This window comes from Streptomyces sp. NPDC102514 (assembly GCF_055584525.1).
Genome location: NZ_JBVJLW010000017.1, coordinates 85570 through 105277, shown reverse-complemented (window position 1 = coordinate 105277; position 19708 = coordinate 85570). Strand labels below are relative to the sequence as shown.

Below are 19708 nucleotides of genomic sequence, written 5' to 3'. Positions count from 1 at the left end.
GTCAACTCCCCGTTCCAGGTCGGCAGCCCGTTCGAGGTGGGGCCTGCGCATGGTGTTACGTTGCGCAGGCGTCACCGAATCAGCACGGGTGGGGAGAGATCATGGACACCACGCAGCGGACCGATCAGCAGAGGTCCGCCGACCGCCGACGGCGCGAGCTGTTGGAGGCCGCCGACCGGGTGGTGCTCCGCGACGGCCCGGGCGCCTCCATGAACGCCATCGCGGCGGAGGCGGGCATCACCAAGCCGATTCTTTACCGCCACTTCGGCGACAAGGGCGGACTCTACGCGGCCCTCGCCAAGCGTCACACGGACGCCCTCCTCGGAGCGCTGCGCGCCGCGCTCGACGCACCCGCCGAACGCCGGGAGCGCGTGGAGGCCACGCTCGACACCTACCTCGCGGCGATCGAGGCCCGCCCCCAGGTGTACCGCTTCCTCATGCACCCCTCCGAGGGCGGCCCGCAGAACGACCAGGGCTTCGACATGGGCGCGTACTCGTTCCCCCTCCTGCGCCGCATGGGCGAGGAGTTGGCCGACGTCATCGAGGAGCGCGTCGATCTCGGCCCGAACAGCCAGCAGTTGGCCCGCGTCTGGGGCCACGGCATCGTCGGCATGATGCACGCGGCCGGTGACTGGTGGCTCGGCGAACGCCCGTGCGCCCGCGCCGAACTGGTCCAGGCCCTCGCCGACCTCCTCTGGGGCCGCCTGGCAGCGGCAGGCGACAAGGCGGGCGGCCCGGGTTTCTGACCGACGTTCATTTCTCGGGGGCCGCGGGCCGTTCAGGGGTGCGGGACGGTGGGGGTTGCCCGCGCAGTTCCCCGCGCCCCTGAAAAGCGGGGCTCGGCCCAGGCTTTTGCCCTTCAGGGGCGCGGGGCCGTATCGATATGCGGCTCCGCCGCGGGGCGAGACCAGCCACGACGGACCCGCACCCGACAACGAACCCTCAACTCCCCCAAGAAGCCCGCCCCGCTTGCCAAAGCACCTTCCGCCGTCGCCACCCCGTGACCCGATCCACATACAACCCACCGTCAAGGTGATCGCACTCATGCTGAAGGCACCGAGCGAACCACCCACTCCCGTGCACCCGCACCGGTGCCCCGTCCAGGGACACCCCCTCCACCACGGCATGGTCGTACCGCTCGGTACCCGCCTCGAGCCCCGGCAGCGACAGACACCCCTCGGGCCCCCGCAGCACCACCCCGTCCGCCTCGACCAGCCGCGGGTTCACCACATGCCCCACATGCCGCACGTCGTCGTCATCGGGACAGTCGTATACGAAGACCCGCAACGACTCCCCGACCTGGTTGGCGGCGAGCCCCACCCCCTCGGCCGCGTACATCGTCGCGAACATGTCCTCGACGAGCCGGGCCAGTTGGGGACCGAACTCCTCAACTTCTTCACACCGTGTGTGCAACACGGGGTCGCCGAGCAAAGACAGAGGAAGGACGCGCCCTCGGGCGCCGGGGATCGAGCCGTGTCGCATGGCGGCAAGGGTACGGTCCTCACTGGCGCGCGGGCGTCGGAGTGGTGCCGCGGTTCGGGCCTGCGAGTGGATCTCGATAGGCTGAGGGCCAGACGTTGCCGGGGGCAGTGCGCGGCGCCGTACGCAAGGAGGATCGGGAACTGATGGCAGGCAACTCGGACCCGCTGTCGCCGCGGGCCAAGCTCGCCGTGACAGCGGGCAAAGCGGTCGCGGCGGCATCACGTGCCGCGGGCCGTGGCAGCGGATCGGTGATCGGCGGCCGGGTCGCGCTCAAACTCGACCCCGACCTGCTGGCGAGGCTCGCTCAGCACCTGGACGTGATCCTGGTGTCGGCGACGAACGGCAAGACCACCACGACGAGGCTGATCGCCGAGGCGCTGCGGGCGGCGGGTCCCGTCGTCTCGAACGCGCTGGGCGCGAACATGCCCGCGGGCATCACCTCGGCGCTGGCAGGCGGTTCCGACTCACGGTTCGCCGTCATCGAGGTCGACGAGAAGTATCTGTCCGGGGTGGCGCGGGACACGGATCCCAAGTGCATCGCCCTGCTCAACCTGTCGCGCGACCAGCTCGACCGCGCGGCCGAGACCCGCATGATGGCCGAGCACTGGCGCGAGGGCCTGGCCGGCTCCAAGGCGGTCGTCGTCGCCAACGCCGACGACCCGCTGGTCGTCTGGGCCGCGTCCTCCTCGCCGAACGTGGTGTGGGTGGCCGCCGGTCAGATGTGGAAGGACGACGCCTGGTCCTGCCCGTCGTGCGGCGGCGTGATGCAGCGTCCTGGCGACGACTGGTTCTGCGGCGACTGCGGTTTCCGCCGTCCCACGCCCAGCTGGGCGCTCTCCGGGGACCACGTCCTGGACCCGCACGGTTCGGCCTGGCCGATCCACCTCCAGCTGCCGGGCCGCGCCAACAAGGCGAACGCCGCCTCGTCGGCCGCCGTCGCCGCCGTCTTCGGCGTACCGCCGCAGGTCGCCCTGGAACGCATGTACCAGGTGCAGGCCGTGGCCGGACGCTACGACGTCGTGCAGTTCATGCAGCGCGACCTGCGCCTGCTGCTCGCCAAGAACCCGGCGGGCTGGCTGGAGACGTTCTCCCTGATCGACCCGCCGCCGACCCCGGTGATCCTGTCGGTGAACGCGCGCGGCGCCGACGGCACCGACACCTCCTGGCTGTGGGACGTCGACTACACCCGGCTCACCGGTCACCCGATCTTCGTTCTGGGCGACCGCAAGCTGGACCTCGCCGTTCGTCTGGAGGTCGCGAACCAGCAGTTCCAGGTCTGCGAGAACCTCGACCAGGCCGTGCAGCAGGCGCCGCCCGGCCGTATCGAGGTCATCGCGAACTACACCGCTTTCCAGGATCTGCGGCGTCGTGTCGGCAACTGAACCCCGGAGGACGAAGAGAATGAGTGACAACAGCCTTCGGCTGGTGTGGATCTACCCGGACCTGCTGAGCACGTACGGCGACCAGGGCAACGCGCTCGTCGTCGAGCGCCGGGCCCGCCAGCGCGGGCTGGACGTGGCCCGTCTCGACGTACGCAGCGACCAGCCGATCCCCACCTCCGGCGACATCTACCTCATCGGTGGCGGCGAGGACCGGCCGCAGCGGCTGGCGGCCGAGCGGCTGCGCCGCGACGGCGGTCTGCACCGCGCGGTGGGCAACGGCGCGATCGTGTTCTCGGTGTGCGCGGGCTACCAGATCCTCGGCCACGAGTTCATCAACGACCTGGGCCAGCGCGAGCCGGGCCTCGGCCTGCTCGACGTGCACTCCACCCGCGGCGAGGGCGAGCGGTGCGTCGGTGACGTGCTGGGCGACATCGACGCGCGCCTCGGTCTGCCGCCGCTGACCGGCTTCGAGAACCACCAGGGCATCACGCACCTGGGTCCCACCGCCCGCCCCTTCGCGAACGTGCGCCTGGGCAAGGGCAACGGGACGGGCGACGGCACGGAGGGCGCGTACAACGACACGGTCTTCGGGACGTACATGCACGGGCCCGTGCTCGCCCGTAACCCGCTGATCGCGGATCTGCTGCTCAAGCTGGCGCTCGATGTGAACGCGCTGCCGCCGATCGACGACCGGTGGTACGAGGCGCTGCGCTCCGAGCGCATCTCGGCTGCTCAGCAGCCTGCCTGAGCCCGCCGGGGCAGCCCATCCGGTGACGTGCCCGCACAGGTGAGCGGGCACGTCCAGCAGGCGGACGCACAGTGCGGAGCCGCCCCCTGCCGCCGGTAGGGTGGCGGCGTCCTGCCGGACAGCGTGGTCCGGTTCCCGGTCCACGTTGAGAAGGTATTCCGGACTATGCGTATTGGTGTCCTCACGTCCGGTGGCGACTGCCCCGGTCTGAACGCCGTCATCCGGTCCGTCGTACACCGCGCCGTCGTCGACCACGGCGACGAGGTCATCGGCTTCCGGGACGGCTGGAAGGGCCTGCTGGAAGGCGACTACCTCAAGCTCGACCTCGACGCGGTGAGCGGCATCCTGGCTCGCGGCGGCACGATCCTCGGTTCCTCCCGGGTCCAGCCCGCGCATCTGCGCGACGGTGTGGAGCGGGCCAGGGGCCATGTCGAGGAGCTGGGGCTCGACGCGATCATCCCGATCGGCGGCGAGGGCACGCTCAAGGCCGCCCGCCTCCTGTCGGACAGCGGACTGCCGATCGTCGGCGTGCCGAAGACCATCGACAACGACATCGCCGTCACGGACGTCACCTTCGGCTTCGACACGGCCGTGGGGGTCGCGACCGAGGCCCTGGACAGGCTGAAGACCACCGCCGAGTCCCATCAGCGCGTCCTGATCGTCGAGGTCATGGGCCGCAACACCGGCTGGATCGCGCTGCACTCCGGGATGGCCGCGGGCGCCCACGCGATCGTCGTGCCGGAACGGCCCTTCGACATCGCGGAGTTGGCCGCCAAGGTCGGTGAACGCTTCTCCATGGGCAAGAAGTTCGCCATCGTCGTCGCCGCGGAGGGTGCGAAGCCCCGCGAGGGCACGATGACCTACGACGAGGGCCGCAAGGACGTCTACGGGCACGAGCGGTTCGCGGGCATCGCCCGGCAGCTCTCCATCGAGCTGGAGGAGCGCCTCGGCAAGGAGGCCCGGCCGGTGATCCTCGGGCACGTCCAGCGCGGGGGGACGCCGACCGCGTACGACCGGGTGCTCGCCACGCGGTTCGGGTGGCATGCGGTGGAGGCCGTGCACCGGGGTGAGTTCGGGCACATGACCGCTCTGCGCGGCACCGACATCGTGATGGTGTCGCTCGCGGAGGCCGTCGAGACGCTGAAGACCGTGCCGGATTCGCGGTACGCGGAAGCGGAGACCGTGCTCTGACGCGCAGCCGGGAGAGCTGCGGGGGGCGCGGGTGGTTCGTAGGCTGCGGGTCGCACGTAGCTGAGCGCGCCCACGCGGCGGAGCCGCATATCGACACAGCCCCGCGCCCCTGAAAACGAACCCGCCCCCGGTCGTAGGCCCGACCGGGGGCGGTTCTAGTCTGTGGGGGACAGACAGCGCGCAACCCGTACGAAACAGGAGCCGGCGGATGGATCACAGCGGGCACGGCACGTCCATGGATCTGCCGCCGTTCACGCTGGGGCGGGGGCTCGAATGGTCCCCGGACCCGTTCTTCCTCGTCGCCTGCCTCGTGGGGCTCGCGCTGTACGGGTGGGGTGTGACGCGGCTGGTCCGGCGCGGTGACGCGTGGCCGGTCGGGCGGACCGTGGCGTTCGTCGTCGGTGTCCTGACCGTCATGCTCGTCCTGTGCACCGGGCTGAACGACTACGGCATGGTCATGTTCAGCGTGCACATGGTGCAGCACATGGTGATCAGCATGCTGTCGCCGATCCTGATCCTGCTCGGCGCGCCCATCACCCTCGCGCTGCGCGCGCTGCCGACCGCGGGTCGCGGCCGCACGGGGCCGCGCGAGCTGCTCCTGATGCTGCTGCACAGCAGGTTCATGCGGGTCGTCACGCATCCCGCGTTCACGATCCCGCTGTTCATCGCCAGCCTGTACGCGCTGTACTTCTCGCCGATCTTCGACTTCCTGATGGGGTCGAAGACCGGGCACGTCGCGATGATGTGCCACTTCCTCGCCGTCGGCCTGGTGTTCTTCTGGCCGATCATGGGCGTCGACCCCGGCCCGCACCGGCCGGGCTATCTGATGCGGATGCTGGAGCTGTTCGCCGGGATGCCGTTCCACGCGTTCTTCGGTATCGCGTTGATGATGGCGTCCGAGCCGATGGTGGAGACGTACAAGAACCCGGCGGCCTCGCTGGGCATCGACGCGCTCTCCGACCAGACCGCGGCGGGCGGCATCGCCTGGGCGTTCAGCGAGATCCCGTCCGTGCTCGTGCTGCTGGCCCTGCTCTTCCAGTGGTACCGCTCCGAGCAGCGGCAGGCGCGGCGTTCGGACCGGGCCGCGGACCGTGACGGCGACAAGGAACTTGAGGCGTACAACGCCTATCTGGCCTCGCTGGACGCACGCGGTCACTGAGTTCGTTCCCACCTCTTTCTGCCTTTCGGCCACTCCGCGCACTTTGCCAATTCCCCTTGACTGAAAGGCTTTTCCATTCAGTAGCATGGCGCGTGACGCCCTGCTTCCGTTCTGCAGGGTTCGGGGGAACCGCAGCCGGGGGGAGCGGTCATGACAATTCACGCATGCTTGCTGAGCACCGGGAAAACGGTGGTCCGAAGGATCGCCGTGCTCCTGGCCGCTGTGCTGATCCTCAGCGGATGCACCGAACAGCGGCTGTTCGCGGTCCGGGCGGTCGCAGCCGGAATACCGTCACTCGCACCTTTCTTCGAAGAGGACGGATCGCTGGGCAAGGACCGCAAGGGACTCGCGCCGCAGGAGGCGCACAGTGGTCTGCAGCAGGGCAACACCCCTGGTCTGTACGGGGGAACACGCGACCAGCAGGTGTGTGACATCGAGCGGCTCAAGGATTTCCTCACCGATCCCGAGAATCGACAAAAAGCCCGGGAATGGGCGCGGATCGTGGGCATTACCCCTGATCGGATCGAGGAGTACCTAGATGACCTCACACCGGTCCTGCTGCGTCACGACACCCTCGTGAAGAACCATGACTACAAGAAAGGCAAAGCGGTCCCCTACGACTCGCTGCTCGAGGCGGGGGTCGCGGTTCTGGTGAACGACCAGGGACTTCCCGCCGTGAAGTGCTCCTGCGGAAATCCGCTGAAGGCCTTCGACAAGGATCCCGAGAAGATCTCGGTCACGTTCGCGGACGGCAACAAGAAATGGGCGGGCTACGAGAAGTCCGACGTGGTGACCGTCAAGCCCTCGCCGCAGCCGCTGAAGCGGATCGCCCTCCTCGATGTGGACGATCCCGGCACGGCCATCAACCGGCCCGTCGGCACCACGGGCGAGGAGGACAGCACGTTCGACGCGACGCGGGAGCACGAGGTGCCCGCCGTGGTGGGCATGACCTTCGATCAAGCCGGTCAGGAGCTGGCCCGGCTGGGGCTGGCGGTGTCGTACGACGGGGACGAACTCCCACCGGGTGACGCGGCGGTGACCGGCTCGACGCCCGGGCCCGGGACGCCGCTGGCGTTCGGCGAGGCCGTGGCGCTGAGTGTGGACGCGGACTCCGACGGAGCGCCCGTCCCGGCGTCACCGACCGAGTCGGACGGGCCGAAGTCGCCGCCGGACCGGTCGGCCTCGCCGTCGGGCGAGGGCACCGGGTCGGCTCCCGGCAAGGGGACCCCGTCGGGCAAGGAGTCCGAGCCCGGTGGCGGGACGTCGTCGGGGACGGGTTCGACGTCGCCCGGCGGCGGGACACCGTCCGAGTCCCGGTCGACGCCCGGTGGCGGGACGGCGTCCTCACCCGCGGGCGGCACACCCTCCGTGACCCGGTCCACGCCGGTCGGGGAGCCACCGCCGCCGCCCTCGTCGACCTCGGCCCCGACCGTGACCAGTACGCCGCCCACGGTCGGTCCCACGTCCGCGGACCCTCCGTCCACCGGCCCCACCTCCACGGAGCCCACGCTCAGCGAACCGGCGAGCGAGCCGGAGTCGAGCGGACCCGCCCCGTCCGGTGGGGCGGGCTCCGGCGAGGCGGCCCAGGGCCCGGCGTAGGCCCACCAGGAGCAGAACCCCGGGAGTGACCGGATGGCATCAGGATCACCGCAGTCGGGAGTCGGCCGGGTCATCGCCGGCCGCTACCTCCTGCTGAACCGGCTGGGCAGTGGCGGCATGGGCCATGTCTGGCTCGCGTACGACCAGCGGCTGGCCTGCGAGGTCGCGCTCAAGGAGATCGTGTTCCGCGACCCGGGCGAGGCGGACCACGACCGCTCGGCCCGGGTGGCCAGGGCCCGTGCCGAGGCCCGGCACGCGGCGGGTCTGCGCGGCCACCCGCACGTCGTGACCGTGCACGACGTCCTGGAGCACGAGGGCCTGCCCTGGATCGTGATGGAGTACGTGGCCGGGGCGCTGGACCTGAGCGCCCTGGTCGACCGGCGCGGGGCCGTGGCCCCCGCCGAGTGCGCGCGGATCGGGCTCGCCGTGCTGGACGCGCTGACGGCCGGGCACGAGCGCGGGGTCATGCACCGGGACGTGAAGCCCGCCAACATCCTGCTGGCCCCGGACCGCACGGGATCGCCGTACGCCCGTGTCCTGCTCACCGACTACGGCATCTCCGTGCAGCCCGACGGCGACGAGACCCGGTGGACGCTGACCTCCGCGCTGGTGGGCACCGCCGGCTATCTGGCGCCCGAGCGGGCCCAGGGCGGGCCGCCCACCGCCGCCGCGGACCTGTTCTCGCTGGGCTGCACGCTCTACTACGCCGTCGAGGGGTACGGGCCCTTCGACCGTGAGTCGGGTCTCGCGGCGCTCACCGCCGTGGTCCTGGAGGAGCCGCGGCCCGTGCTGCACGCGGGCGCCCTGGAGCCGCTGCTGGCGGCGATGCTCACCAAGGACCCGGTCCGCCGGATCACCGCGGAGGAGACCGAGGCCGCGCTGTCCGCGATCCTGACGCCCCAGCCGCATCCACGGACCCAGCTCGACCCCGGCTCGGAGCCTCCGTGGGCGGGCGGGATCACCCATACGGCCGCACCCCGCACTCCCCCCGGGCCCCAGCCCTCGCAGAGCCACGGAGACGGCCCGCAGTGGTACGCGCCGTCCGCCGCGCAGCAGTCGTCCTCGCTGCCTCCCCGCCAGGAGGCCCCCCACGCCTGGCCCTCGGGGCAGCAGGGTCCGTGGTCCGGTGGGCAGGGCTTCGGCCCTCCCCCGGCGGCCCCCGGGCGGCGCCGCCGGCCACGCAACCGCGCCCGGACGGCCGTACTGGCGACCGCGCTGGGGCTGGCCCTGGCGGGCGGCGGGGCCTGGTACGCCATGGCGAACCTGCCGGGGGACGGTGACGCCAAGCCGTACGGGGACGCGATCGGGCTGTCGAAGCCGCTCGTCGACGGGAACTGCGTCGCCACGCGGTGGACGAGCACCCCCTTCATCGGGGACCCGGAACTGCGGGTCGTGAAATGCCTCAGCGAGGAGACGTACGGGCAGGTGATGGCCGTGTTCGAGGCGGCGTCCGCGCAGGACGCCCGCTCGGCCGGCGCCACCCGGTGCGAGCAGCGCACCGAGGAGACCCGCAAGAAGCTCGCGGACGTCCGCTCGTACGCCGCCGTGCCGACCTCGGAGGGCTTCGAGAGGGCTGACCACCGCGTGGCCTGTCTGGTGCTCGACGCGCGCGGCAAACCGCTGTTCGGGCCGATCGGGAACCGTCGCCCCACCGGTATGCGGTTCAGGGACACGGCCACCATGCAGAAGCGGGACTGCCTGAACCGGGTCAACGACAACGTCGCCGAACTCGTCTCGTGCCGGGGCCCGCACAGGGAGCAGGTACTCGACTTCCACCGGATGAGCCCGGACACGACCCTCGCACAGGCCAAGGGGCGGGCGACCGCGGTCTGCCAGGAGGAGGTGCCGCCCAACGACTACGGCTATGACCCGAACGTCTATACGGGCTCGTCCTGGGTGGGCAACAGCGCCTGGGCCTCCGGCACTCATTTCGTCGTCTGCACTGCAATTCGCAGGGACGGGGGCACCATGGAGAAGGACGAACCATGAGGAGGGTGTTGCGATGCCCGGTTCCACGAAGACCATGGGAGTGCTCACCGTAGGCGGCCTGGTGATGGTCACGGCCTACACGGTGGCGCTCGGCAGCAGCGGCTGGCTGTGGTTCGGCTGGGTGGTGCTCGGTCTGATCACCCTGGCGATGGTGGCCTCCCGGCCCACCTGAGGTACCGCGCGACCGGTTCCCCGGGAGGCCCCACGGCTCTCTCCCGGGGGATTCGTCCGCGCGGGATCCGGTCGGGAACGGCTCATTCGCGGGTCAGCCGGCCCGCCGAGTGCACGCCCGGCTGGTACTTCGGCAACCGGGCGGTGATCTTCATGCCCGCGCCCGGAGCGGTCTCGATGACGAGGCCGTAGTCGTCGCCGTAGACCTGCCGCAGCCGGTCGTCGACGTTCGACAGGCCGATGCCGTCCGAGGGGTCGGTCTCCCCCGCCAGGATGCGGCGCAGCCGGCCGGGGTCCATGCCCGGGCCGTCGTCCTCGATGACGACGAGCGCCTCGGCGCCGGCGTCCTGCGCGGTGATGCTGATACGGCTCTTGTCGACCTTGACCGTGCCGCCCTCCAGACCGTGCTTGACGGCGTTCTCGACGAGCGGCTGCAGACAGAGGAAGGGCAGGGTCACCGGCAGCACCTCCGGCGCGATCTGCAGGGTGACCGAGAGCCGCTCGCCGAAGCGCGCCCGGACCAGCGCCAAGTAGTGGTCGATGGCGTGCAGCTCGTCGGCGAGGGTGGTGAAGTCGCCGTGCCTGCGGAACGAGTAGCGGGTGAAGTCGGCGAATTCCAGGAGCAGTTCGCGGGCCCGCTCGGGGTCGGTGCGGACGAACGAGGCGATCACCGCGAGCGAGTTGAAGATGAAGTGCGGGGATATCTGGGCCCGCAGCGCCTTGATCTCGGCCTCGATCAGCCGGGTACGGGACTGGTCGAGGTCGGCGAGTTCCAGCTGGACCGACACCCAGCGGGCGACCTCCCCGGTGGCCCGTACGAGCACGGCGGACTCGCGGGGCGCGCAGGCGACGAGTGCCCCGTACACCCGGTCGTCGACGGTGAGGGGGGCGACGACGGCCCACCGCAGCGGGCAGTAGGGCTCGTCGCAGACGAGGCGGAAGGCCTCCCCGCGGCCGGTCTCCAGCGGGCCGCCGATCCGCTCCATGATCTGTTCCCGGTGGTGCTCGCCCGCGCCCTCCCACGCCAGCACGGTCTCCTGGTCGGTGAGGCAGAGCGCGTCCGTGCCGAGCAGGGTGCGCAGTCGTCGCGCGGACTTGCGGGCCGTCTCCCCGGTGAGGCCCGCGCGCAGCGGGGGCGCGGCGAGGGAGGCGGTGTGCAGGGTCTCGAAGGTGGCGTGCTCGACGGGGGTGCCGAGGCCGCCGGGGCTCGGCGACTGCGCGGTGCGCCGGCCGAACCAGAATCCGGCCGCCAGCAGCGGCAGCACGGCCACGCAGAGGCCCGCCAGGAATCCGCTCACGCCTTGATCTCCTTGATGTCCGTGCTCCCCTTGGCCTCCGTGCGGACCTGTCCTCCGGCGAGTTCCTCCGGCAGATGGAAGCGGGCGAGGATGGCCGCCGTTCCGGCCGGTACGCGCCGGGGCGTCGCCAGCGACACCAGGACCATGGTGAGGAAGCCCAGCGGCACCGACCACAGCGCCGGCCAGGCGAGGAGCGCGTGCAGGGAGCCCGTCCCGGGGAAGCCGGCCATGGTGGCGGCTACCGCGAGGAGCGCCGAGCCGCCGCCGACGAGCATCCCGGCCGCCGCGCCGGGCGGGGTGAGCCGGTGCCACCAGATGCCGAGGACGAGCAGCGGGCAGAACGACGAGGCGGACACCGCGAAGGCGAGTCCCACGGCGTCGGCGACCGGCAGTCCGCCCACGAGCATGCTCGCCGCGAGCGGCACGATCATGGACAGGACCGTGCCGAGCCGGAAGTGTCGTACCCCGCGGGAGGGCAGCACGTCCTGGGTGAGCACGCCCGCCACGGCCATGGTCAGACCGGACGCGGTGGACAGGAACGCGGCGAAGGCCCCGCCTGCCACCAGCGCGCCGAGCAGGTCCCCGCCGAGCCCGCCGACGACCCGGTCGGGCAGCAGCAGCACGGCGGCGTCGGCGTCCCCTGTCAGGGTCAGCTCGGGGGCGTACAGGCGGCCCAGCGCTCCGTAGAGCGGTGGGAGGAGGTAGAAGAAGCCGATCAGCGCGAGCACGGCGACGGTGGTGCGGCGGGCGGCCACGCCGTGCGGGCTGGTGTAGAAGCGCACGACGACGTGCGGCAGCCCCATGGTGCCGAGGAAGGTGGCGAGGATCAGCCCGTACGTGGCGTACAGCGGCCGTTCCTCGCGGCCCGCGGCGAGCGAGGTGGACATGCCGCCGTTGTCGCCGCGGTCGGCAACCGGGACGGGGTCGCCCTTGCTGAAGGACAGCCGGGTGCCCCGCTCGATGCGGTGGACGCCCGCGGGCAGCCTGACCTGCCGCTCCTCGTACCGCACGCCGTCGACCGTGCCGTCCGCGGTGACGGTCAGCGGCCCGGCGAGCTTCAGGTCGAGTCCGGCGTCGATGCGTACGACCCGGTGTTCGCGGAACGTGGCCGGTTCGTCGAAGGCGTGGCGCGGCGCCCCGTCGTCCTGCCAGGCGAGGACGAGGAAGAGCGCGGGGACGAGCAGGGCGGTGAGCTTGAGCCAGTACTGGAAGGCCTGGACGAAGGTGATGCTGCGCATACCGCCCGCGGCGACGGTCGCCACCACGACGACCGCGACGATGACCCCGCCGAGGGACTTGGACGCCCCGGTGAGCACGTTCAGGGTCAGTCCCGCGCCCTGGAGCTGGGGCAGGAGGTACAGCCAGCCGACGCCGACGACGAAGGCTCCGGCCAGCCGCCGCATGCCCTGCGAGGCGAGCCGCGCCTCGGCGAAGTCCGGCAGGGTGTACGCGCCGGAGCGGCGCAGCGGGGCCGCGACGAAGATGAGCAGGACGAGGTAGCCGGCGGTGTAGCCGACCGGGTACCAGAGCATGTCCGGGCCCTGGACGAGGACGAGGCCCGCGATGCCGAGGAAGGAGGCGGCGGAGAGGTACTCGCCGCTGATGGCGGCCGCGTTCAGGCGGGGGCCGACCGTGCGCGAGGCCACGTAGAAGTCGGAGGTGGTGCGGGATATGCGCAGTCCGAAGGCGCCGACGAAGACGGTCGCGACGACCACGAGGGCGACCGCCGGAACGGCGTAGTTCTCGTTCACGGGCTCTTCTCGTTCACGGGCTCAGCGGTCCTCCACGAGACGGACGAAGTCCTTCTCGTTGCGGTCGGCGCGGCGCACGTACCAGCCGGCGAGCAGCACCAGCGGCGGATAGACGCAGAAGCCGAGCACGATCCACTCGAGACTCGAACTGTCCCCCAGCACGGTGAACACCAGCGGCAGCGGGCCCACGAACAGGATGAGCACGGCGAAGACGGTGAGCGCTGCCCGCAGTTGGCTGCGCATCAGGGAGCGGACGTAGGTGTGGCCGAGCGTGGTCTGCTCGTCGATCTCGGTCCGCGGCCGGGAGCGGCTCAGCGGGCGCGTACGGCGCGGCGGGCCGGTGACGACGACCCGGCGGTCGGAGGGCACGCGCCGGTCGGAGGGGACACGCCGGTCGGTGGGGTCGTGGGGCAACTCCGCCTCCTCAGCTCGCGGTCCGGCGCATCAGCAGGTCCCGCAGTTCCCGTGCGTGGCGGCGGCTGACCTGGAGTTCGACCGTATCGACCAGGACGCTCACCGTACCCGCGTCCAGGCGGAGTTCGCTGATGTGACCGAGAGCGACGAGATGACGGCGGTGGATACGGACGAAACCGCGCGAACGCCAGCGCTCCTCCAGGGTGGACAGGGGGATGCGGACGAGGTGGCTGCCCTGGTCGGTGTGCAGCCGCGCGTAGTCGCCGTGGGCCTCGACATGGGTGATGTCCTCGACGGCGACGAACCGGGTGACCCCGCCCAGCTCGACGGATATGTGGTCCGGGTCGGGCTCGTGCACGGGGATCAGCGGGGCCGCGTCCATCTGCTCGACGGCCCGGCGCACGGCCTCGGCGAGGCGTTCCCTGCGGACCGGCTTCAGGACGTAGTCGACGGCCTTGAGGTCGAAGGCCTGGACGGCGAACCCCTCGTGGGCGGTGACGAACACGACGAGCGGCGGCTTGGCGAACCCGGCGAGCAGTCGTGCCATGTCGAGTCCGTCGAGGCCGGGCATGTGGATGTCGAGGAAGACGACGTCGATGCCCTCGTCGCCGTCCGGGCCGCTGTCCAGGGCCCGGTTGATCCGCCGCAGCGCCGCCGTGGCGTCGCTCGCGCCCTCGACGCTGCTCACCCGTGGATCGGCGTCCAGCAGATAGAGCAGCTCTTCGAGGGAGGGCGGTTCGTCGTCGACGGCGAGGGCGCGCAGCATGAACCCGGAGTGTAGGAGCAATCCGCGCGCCTGCACATGCGGCGGGCAAGGTCGTCGTGGCCGGATCGTCCCTGGATACAGTGCCCGCATGAGACCCATGTCCGCGCCTTTCGACGATCTCGACCGGAAGATCGTCACGGCTCTGATGGCGAACGCCCGCACGAGTTTCGCGGAGATCGGCGCGGCGATCGGGCTGTCCGCCACCGCGGTCAAGCGCCGGGCCGACCGGTTACGTGAGACGGGCGTGATCACGGGCTTCACGGCGACGGTGAAACCGGCGGCGCTGGGGTGGCGTACCGAGGCGTATGTGGAGGTGTACTGCGAGGGCGCGGCGCCGCCGCGGCGGCTCGCGGAGGTGGTGCGCAACCATCCGGAGATCACGGCCGCGATGACGGTGACCGGCGGGGCGGACGCGCTGCTGCATGTACGGGCCCGGGACGTGGAGCACTTCGAGGAGGTGCTGGAGCGGATCCGGGTGGAGCCGTTCATCCGCAAGACGGTCAGCTTCATGGTGCTGTCGCATCTGCTGCCGGAGAGCCCCGAGGCGGGGGCGAACCAGCCGGCTCCGGAGGCCTGAACCCGGCGTTCCTCCACCCGTTCGGGTGAATCACGCACTGATCGTGCGTCGAACGGCCTCAAGACGCAGCATTTCTTCGGCAGTGCGCAATCCTCGATTCTTGTCGCACCACTCCCCCGCTTTCTACCGTTGAGGCATCCCACCCGACACCTCAGGAAAGCGGAGGAACCCCTCTGTGCCCATGAGTCGTGTGCCGCGCCCCAGGCGGTTTCTGGTCTGCGAACCCAGACACTTCGCCGTGCAGTACGCCATCAATCCCTGGATGCATGAGGACACACAGGTCGACGTCGAGCTGGCCCGGGGCCAGTGGGCGGAGCTGATCTCCGCCTACCGCGCCCACGGCCACACCGTCGACAGCGTGGAGCCGGTAGCCGGTCTGCCGGACATGGTCTTCGCAGCGAACTCGGCGCTGGTCGTCGCCGGCCGGGTCTTCGGCTCGCTCTTCCACGCGCCGCAGCGCCGCCCGGAGTCGAGCGCGTACGAGACGTGGTTCAAGAGTGCGGGCTTCGACGTCCAGAAGCCCGAGTCGGTGTGCGAGGGCGAGGGCGACCTGGTGTTCGCCGGCCGCCATCTGCTGGCCGGCACCGGGTTCCGTACGGCACGGTCCGCCCATCACGAGGTGCAGGAGTACTTCGGCGTCCCCACGGTCAGCCTCACGCTGGTGGACCCCCGCTTCTACCACCTCGACACCGCGCTGTTCGTGCTCGACGACGGCCCCGAGGCGAACATCGCGTACTACCCGGAAGCCTTCTCCGCGGGCAGCCGTGAAGTACTCCGCCTGCTCTTCCCGGACGCGGTGATCGCCACCCGTGAGGACGCGATGGTGTTCGGGCTGAACTCCGTCTCGGACGGCCGCCACGTCTTCATCGCGCCGCGCGCGGAGGCCCTGGCGGGCGAACTCGACCGCCACGGCTACGTCCCCGTCCCCGTCGATCTGTCGGAGTTCCAGAAGGCCGGCGGCGGCATCAAGTGCTGCACCCAGGAGATCCGCTCATGACTGTCGCGCCCAGCCGTGCCCTGCGCTCGTCCGCCGAGCTGATCCGCGCCGAGGAGCCCCTCCTCGCGCACAACTACCACCCGCTGCCCGTGGTCGTCGCCCGCGCCGAGGGGGCCTGGGTCGAGGATGTCGAGGGCCGCCGCTATCTCGACATGCTGGCCGGTTACTCGGCGCTCAACTTCGGGCACCGCCACCCGGCCCTGATCGAGGCCGCGCACCGCCAGCTCGACCGGCTGACGCTGACCTCGCGCGCCTTCCACAACGACCGGCTGGCCGCGTTCGCCGAGTCGCTGGCCGCGCTCACCGGCCTGGACATGGTGCTGCCGATGAACACGGGCGCCGAGGCCGTGGAGAGCGCCGTCAAGGTGGCCCGCAAGTGGGCGTACGAGGTCAAGGGCGTCCCCGCCGACCGGGCGACGATCATCGTGGCCGCCGACAACTTCCACGGCCGTACGACGACCATCGTCAGCTTCTCCACCGACGAGTCGGCCCGCGCGGGGTTCGGCCCCTTCACACCGGGGTTCCGGGTGGTCCCGTACAACGACCTCGCCGCGCTCGAAGCGGCGATCGACGAGACGACCGCGGCCGTGCTGATCGAGCCGATCCAGGGCGAGGCGGGAGTCGTCATCCCGGACGACGGCTATCTGCGGGGGGTCCGCGAACTCACCGCCCGGACGGGATGCCTCTTCATCGCCGACGAGATCCAGTCCGGCCTCGGCCGCACGGGCCGCACGCTGGCCGTCGAGCACGAGGACGTCGTCCCGGACGTCGTGCTCCTCGGCAAGGCGCTCGGCGGCGGCATCGTGCCGGTCTCCGCGGTCGTCGCGCGGCGCGAGGTGCTGGAGGTACTGCGGCCGGGCGAACACGGCTCGACGTTCGGCGGCAACCCGCTGGCCGCGGCGGTCGGCTCCGCCGTGGTGGAACTACTGGAGACGGGCGAGTTCCAGCGCCGCGCGGACGAGGCGGGCGTGCTCCTGCGGGACGGCCTGTCCGCCCTCGTGGGCAAGGGGGTCCGGGGGTTCCGGGCGCGGGGGCTGTGGGCGGGCGTGGACATCGACCCCGCCATCGGGACGGGCCGCGAGATCAGCGAGTCGCTGATGCGCGAGGGAATTCTGGTGAAGGACACCCACGGCTCCACGATCCGGCTGGCGCCGCCCCTGACGATCACGGACGAGGACCTGCGGATGGCGCTCGGCACCTTGGAAAGGGTCCTCCAGAAAGGTGCCTGAGCCGCAGGCTCCCTAGGGGCGCGGGGAACTGCGCAATCCTTTCGCCTTTAGGGGCGCGGGGAACGGCGCAGTCTTTCCGCCTTTAGGGGCGCGGGGAACTGCGCGACAAGCCCCCACCGGGGCCGCACCCGACGCACGACCGATCCCGCCCCCACGGATGGGTACCGCGTGTCGTATGTCGGGTGCGGCCCGGTGGGGGCCGTTCGCGCAGTTCCCCGCGCCCCTGCCGGGGCCGGTCACGGTTTCAGGAGGGTCTTGACCATTCCGTCCTCCTTCGCCTGGAACATCGCATACGCCTTCGGCGCATCCTCCAACGGCATGGAATGCGTCTTGAACGTATCCACGCCCAGCGGATCCTCGTCCGTCAGCAACGGCAGGATGTCGTCCACCCAGCGCCACACGTTCGCCTGCCCCATCCGCACCTGGATCTGCTTGTCGAACATGGTCAGCAGCGGCATGGGGCTGACAGCGCCGCCGTAGACCCCGGAGATGGACAGCGTGCCGCCACGGCGCACGAGTTCGATGCCGGCGTACAGCGCGCCCAGCCGGTCGATGCCCGCCTTCTCCATCATCGGCTGCGCCACCGCGTCGGGCAGCAGCCCGGTGACCCACTGGGCCGCCTTGGCGAACGGCGTACCGTGCGCCTCCATGCCGACGGCGTCGATGACCGCGTCGGTGCCGCGCCCGCCGGTGAGGTCCCGGACGGCGGCCGTCAAGTCCTTGCCGTCCATACGGGCGTCGAAGCACGTGACCCCGTGGGCACTGGCCCGGGTGAGCCGCTCCTTGACCAGGTCGACGCCGATGACCAGGCCCGCGCCGCGCTGCTGGGCGATCCGGGTGGCCATGTCCCCGATGGGCCCGAGCCCCAGCACGGTGACGCTGCCGCCCGGGGGGATCGCCGCGTACTCCACCGCCTGCCAGGCCGTGGGCAGGACGTCCGACAGGTAGACGAACCGGTCGTCGGGCGGCCCCTCGGGCACCTTGATGGGCAGCTTGTTGCCGAACGGCACCCGCAGGAACTCCGCCTGCCCGCCCGGCACCTGCCCGTACAGCTTGGTGTAGCCGAACAGGGAGGCACCGCTGCCGCGCTCGCGGACCTGGGTCGTCTCGCACTGCGACTGGAGCCCCTGGTCGCACATGTAGCAGTCACGGCAGGAGACGTTGAAGGGGATCACCACCCGGTCGCCGGGGGCGAAGGCGGTGACGTCAGGGCCGACCTCCTCCACGATGCCCATCGGCTCGTGGCCGAGGATGTCGCCGGGATCGATGAAGGGCCCGAAGAGCTCGTACAGGTGGAGGTCGGAACCGCAGAGGCCGGTGGAGGTGATCCTGACGACGATGTCGTCGGGCTTCTCGATGCGCGGATCCGGGACGGTCTCCACGCGGACGTCCCGCTTCCCCTGCCACGTCAGTGCGCGCATGGTGCGACTCCTCCAGCGATAGTGATCGTGGTCCACTTCCACCGCCCGAGTCCCCTTTCTCCGCATTCCGACACTCCGGTCGGCACTCCGGGCGGCAGGCTGACCGGCGCTCCGTCCGGCACTCCGTCCGCGGGAAGAGTGACCGTTTCCCGGTCCGGGGTACTTGGGGCGGGCGCGCCCGCGACCTTTCGACGGGGCGGCGCCGAGGACGCGGTGAAAGTTAGGGGAACGTCACGTGTGGAACGCCCTCACCAGGGAGGCCGCCGCCGTGGGGCGTTCGGTGCGCACATGCCTCGCCGAGTCCGGGCCCGAGCGCGACACGGCGGTCCAGTCCCTCAAGGCGGCGGGCGCCGCCCTGCTGGCCTGGGCCCTCGCCGGCTGGTGGTGGAACGCGCCGATGGCGCTCCTGGCACCGTGGACCGCGCTGTTCCTGGTGCAGAGCACCGTCTACCGCTCGCTGCTGACCGCCCTGCAGCAGGTCGTGGTGGTCGTCACCGGCACGCTGCTCGCCACCGGCGCCCTCGCGCTGACCCACGACACGATGGCCGCGATGGCGCTGGCCCTGCCGCTCACCGTGCTGCTCGGCACCTACGCGCGGCTCGGCAGCCAGGGGCTCTACGCTCCGACGGCCGCGCTGTTCGTCCTCGCCTACGGCTCCTACAGCGGCTTCGACATCCTGCACCGGCTGTTGGAGACCCTGCTCGGCGCGGCCATCGGAATCGCCGTGAACGCGAGTGTCCTGCCGCCGGTCCACTCCGGCCGCGTCCACCATCTGCGCGCCCGACTGCCGCGGGACTGCGCCCACTTGCTGCACGAGGTCGCCGACGGCATCGAGACGTCGTACGACAAGGAGCGGGCCCGCGGCTGGTACGACAGCGCGGTGCGGCTCGCCGACGTGGTGACGGAGCTGCGGACCGCGCGCCGGTGGTCGGACGAGAGCCACCGCTTCAACCCCGGTCGCAGGCTGCGCCGTTCGGCCGCCGCACCGCCGCCCGTCGAGTGGGACTTCACCTGGGACCGGATCACCGAGCACATCAGGGCGATCACGCGTTCGCTGTCCGAGGCGGTCTCGCCCCCGGAGTCCGCACTCGGCGTGCCGGGCATCCTGTCGCCGCTCCTGCGGGCGGCCGGTGACGTCCTCGACTGCCGGGACGGCACGACGGCCGGCGAGCAGGACCGGGCCCATGCGGCGCTCGGGGCAGCCGTGGCGGCCCACGGCCGGCTGGCCTCGGTCCTCGCGGACGGCCGTCAGGGGGCCACGCCCGCGCTCGGCGGTCTGACCGCGGACACCGAGCGGCTGCTGGACGACCTGACCACGGTGGTCGGCTCATGGGACGACGCGACCTCGGGGGCCGTCCGGCGGGCGGGCCGCCGCTGAGGGCACAGGGTCGTGGTGCCCCGTCGGGAACGAGCCACCGGCCGCGTCGGCGGGTGGTGCGGCACGGGCGCACCGGTCCAGCATGAGTCCGACCGGGGACGGTTACAGGGGCCCAGGCCTGCACTTACACTGGCGTCCCGCAGCACACCTGTTTGA

Annotated in this window: 18 protein-coding genes; 12 read left to right on the top strand and 6 right to left on the bottom strand. The window is 71.3% G+C overall.

Going from position 1 to position 19708, the window contains the following annotated elements; translation table 11 throughout:
* Positions 1-101: 101 nt before the first annotated feature.
* Positions 102-746, top strand: a complete 645-nt coding sequence (locus ACZ60E_RS35470) for a TetR/AcrR family transcriptional regulator (protein ID WP_107018807.1) — start codon at positions 102-104, stop codon at positions 744-746.
* A gap of 196 nt (positions 747-942) precedes the next feature.
* Here ACZ60E_RS35470 and def read toward each other — a convergent pair whose 3' ends face one another.
* Positions 943-1482, bottom strand: a complete 540-nt coding sequence (gene def / locus ACZ60E_RS35465) for a peptide deformylase (protein ID WP_453793143.1) — start codon at positions 1480-1482, stop codon at positions 943-945.
* 143 nt (positions 1483-1625) lie between these two features.
* On the opposite strand from def, the gene ACZ60E_RS35460 reads away from it, so the two are divergent.
* The 7 genes from ACZ60E_RS35460 to ACZ60E_RS35430 all read left to right on the top strand — a co-directional run bounded on the left by ACZ60E_RS35460 (position 1626) and on the right by ACZ60E_RS35430 (position 9722).
* Entirely contained in the window at positions 1626-2864 is a 1239-nt protein-coding gene (locus ACZ60E_RS35460) for a MurT ligase domain-containing protein (RefSeq protein ID WP_107018927.1), read from the top strand.
* A gap of 19 nt (positions 2865-2883) precedes the next feature.
* A complete protein-coding gene (locus ACZ60E_RS35455) occupies positions 2884-3612 on the top strand; it encodes a type 1 glutamine amidotransferase (RefSeq protein ID WP_189774306.1) in 729 nt (242 codons plus the stop codon).
* 165 nt (positions 3613-3777) lie between these two features.
* Positions 3778-4803 (top strand): 6-phosphofructokinase, encoded by a 1026-nt coding sequence (locus ACZ60E_RS35450; RefSeq protein WP_384808981.1) that lies wholly within the window; start codon positions 3778-3780, stop codon positions 4801-4803.
* Between the two features lie 208 nt (positions 4804-5011).
* Positions 5012-5962, top strand: a complete 951-nt coding sequence (locus ACZ60E_RS35445; RefSeq protein ID WP_453793144.1) for a cytochrome c oxidase assembly protein — start codon at positions 5012-5014, stop codon at positions 5960-5962.
* Between the two features lie 207 nt (positions 5963-6169).
* Complete coding sequence (locus ACZ60E_RS35440; protein ID WP_469445916.1) at positions 6170-7561, top strand: DUF6777 domain-containing protein; 1392 nt, start codon at positions 6170-6172, stop codon at positions 7559-7561.
* Positions 7562-7594: 33 nt separating this feature from the next.
* Positions 7595-9550, top strand: coding sequence for a serine/threonine-protein kinase (locus tag ACZ60E_RS35435; protein WP_469445914.1), 1956 nt, complete (start codon positions 7595-7597; stop codon positions 9548-9550).
* A 13-nt stretch (positions 9551-9563) separates the two neighbouring features.
* Positions 9564-9722, top strand: coding sequence for a hypothetical protein (locus tag ACZ60E_RS35430; RefSeq protein ID WP_107018800.1), 159 nt, complete (start codon positions 9564-9566; stop codon positions 9720-9722).
* 82 nt (positions 9723-9804) lie between these two features.
* On the opposite strand, the gene ACZ60E_RS35425 is transcribed toward ACZ60E_RS35430, so the two are convergent.
* From ACZ60E_RS35425 to ACZ60E_RS35410, 4 genes are read right to left on the bottom strand one after another with little or no spacing between them, the layout of a single operon-like run.
* Positions 9805-11019, bottom strand: coding sequence for a sensor histidine kinase (locus ACZ60E_RS35425; protein WP_384808987.1), 1215 nt, complete (start codon positions 11017-11019; stop codon positions 9805-9807).
* Entirely contained in the window at positions 11016-12770 is a 1755-nt protein-coding gene (locus tag ACZ60E_RS35420; RefSeq protein WP_469445913.1) for a sodium/solute symporter, read from the bottom strand. The genes ACZ60E_RS35425 and ACZ60E_RS35420 overlap by 4 nt, the downstream gene beginning before the upstream one ends.
* A 21-nt stretch (positions 12771-12791) precedes the next feature.
* Positions 12792-13184 (bottom strand): hypothetical protein, encoded by a 393-nt coding sequence (locus tag ACZ60E_RS35415; RefSeq protein ID WP_469445911.1) that lies wholly within the window; start codon positions 13182-13184, stop codon positions 12792-12794.
* A 10-nt stretch (positions 13185-13194) separates the two neighbouring features.
* Complete coding sequence (locus ACZ60E_RS35410; RefSeq protein ID WP_384808992.1) at positions 13195-13950, bottom strand: LytR/AlgR family response regulator transcription factor; 756 nt, start codon at positions 13948-13950, stop codon at positions 13195-13197.
* Between the two features lie 88 nt (positions 13951-14038).
* Here ACZ60E_RS35410 and ACZ60E_RS35405 point away from each other — a divergent pair, with 88 nt between their 5' ends.
* From ACZ60E_RS35405 to rocD, 3 genes are all read left to right on the top strand, one after another.
* Positions 14039-14527 carry an Lrp/AsnC family transcriptional regulator gene (locus ACZ60E_RS35405; RefSeq protein WP_384808994.1) on the top strand — a complete coding sequence of 163 codons (489 nt, stop codon included), beginning with the start codon at positions 14039-14041 and terminating at the stop codon, positions 14525-14527.
* Between the two features lie 175 nt (positions 14528-14702).
* Entirely contained in the window at positions 14703-15524 is an 822-nt protein-coding gene (gene ddaH / locus ACZ60E_RS35400) for a dimethylargininase (RefSeq protein ID WP_384808996.1), read from the top strand.
* Complete coding sequence (rocD, locus tag ACZ60E_RS35395) at positions 15521-16753, top strand: ornithine--oxo-acid transaminase (RefSeq protein WP_469445910.1); 1233 nt, start codon at positions 15521-15523, stop codon at positions 16751-16753. Before ddaH ends, rocD begins: the two co-directional genes overlap by 4 nt.
* A 236-nt stretch (positions 16754-16989) precedes the next feature.
* Here rocD and ACZ60E_RS35390 read toward each other — a convergent pair whose 3' ends face one another.
* The gene (locus tag ACZ60E_RS35390) at positions 16990-18174 is read right to left on the bottom strand and encodes an alcohol dehydrogenase catalytic domain-containing protein (RefSeq protein ID WP_384809000.1); all 1185 of its coding nucleotides are present in this window, start codon (positions 18172-18174) and stop codon (positions 16990-16992) included.
* 235 nt (positions 18175-18409) lie between these two features.
* Between ACZ60E_RS35390 and ACZ60E_RS35385 the strand changes: the two genes are divergently transcribed.
* Positions 18410-19552 (top strand): FUSC family protein, encoded by a 1143-nt coding sequence (locus tag ACZ60E_RS35385; protein WP_469445909.1) that lies wholly within the window; start codon positions 18410-18412, stop codon positions 19550-19552.
* Positions 19553-19708: the final 156 nt, after the last annotated feature.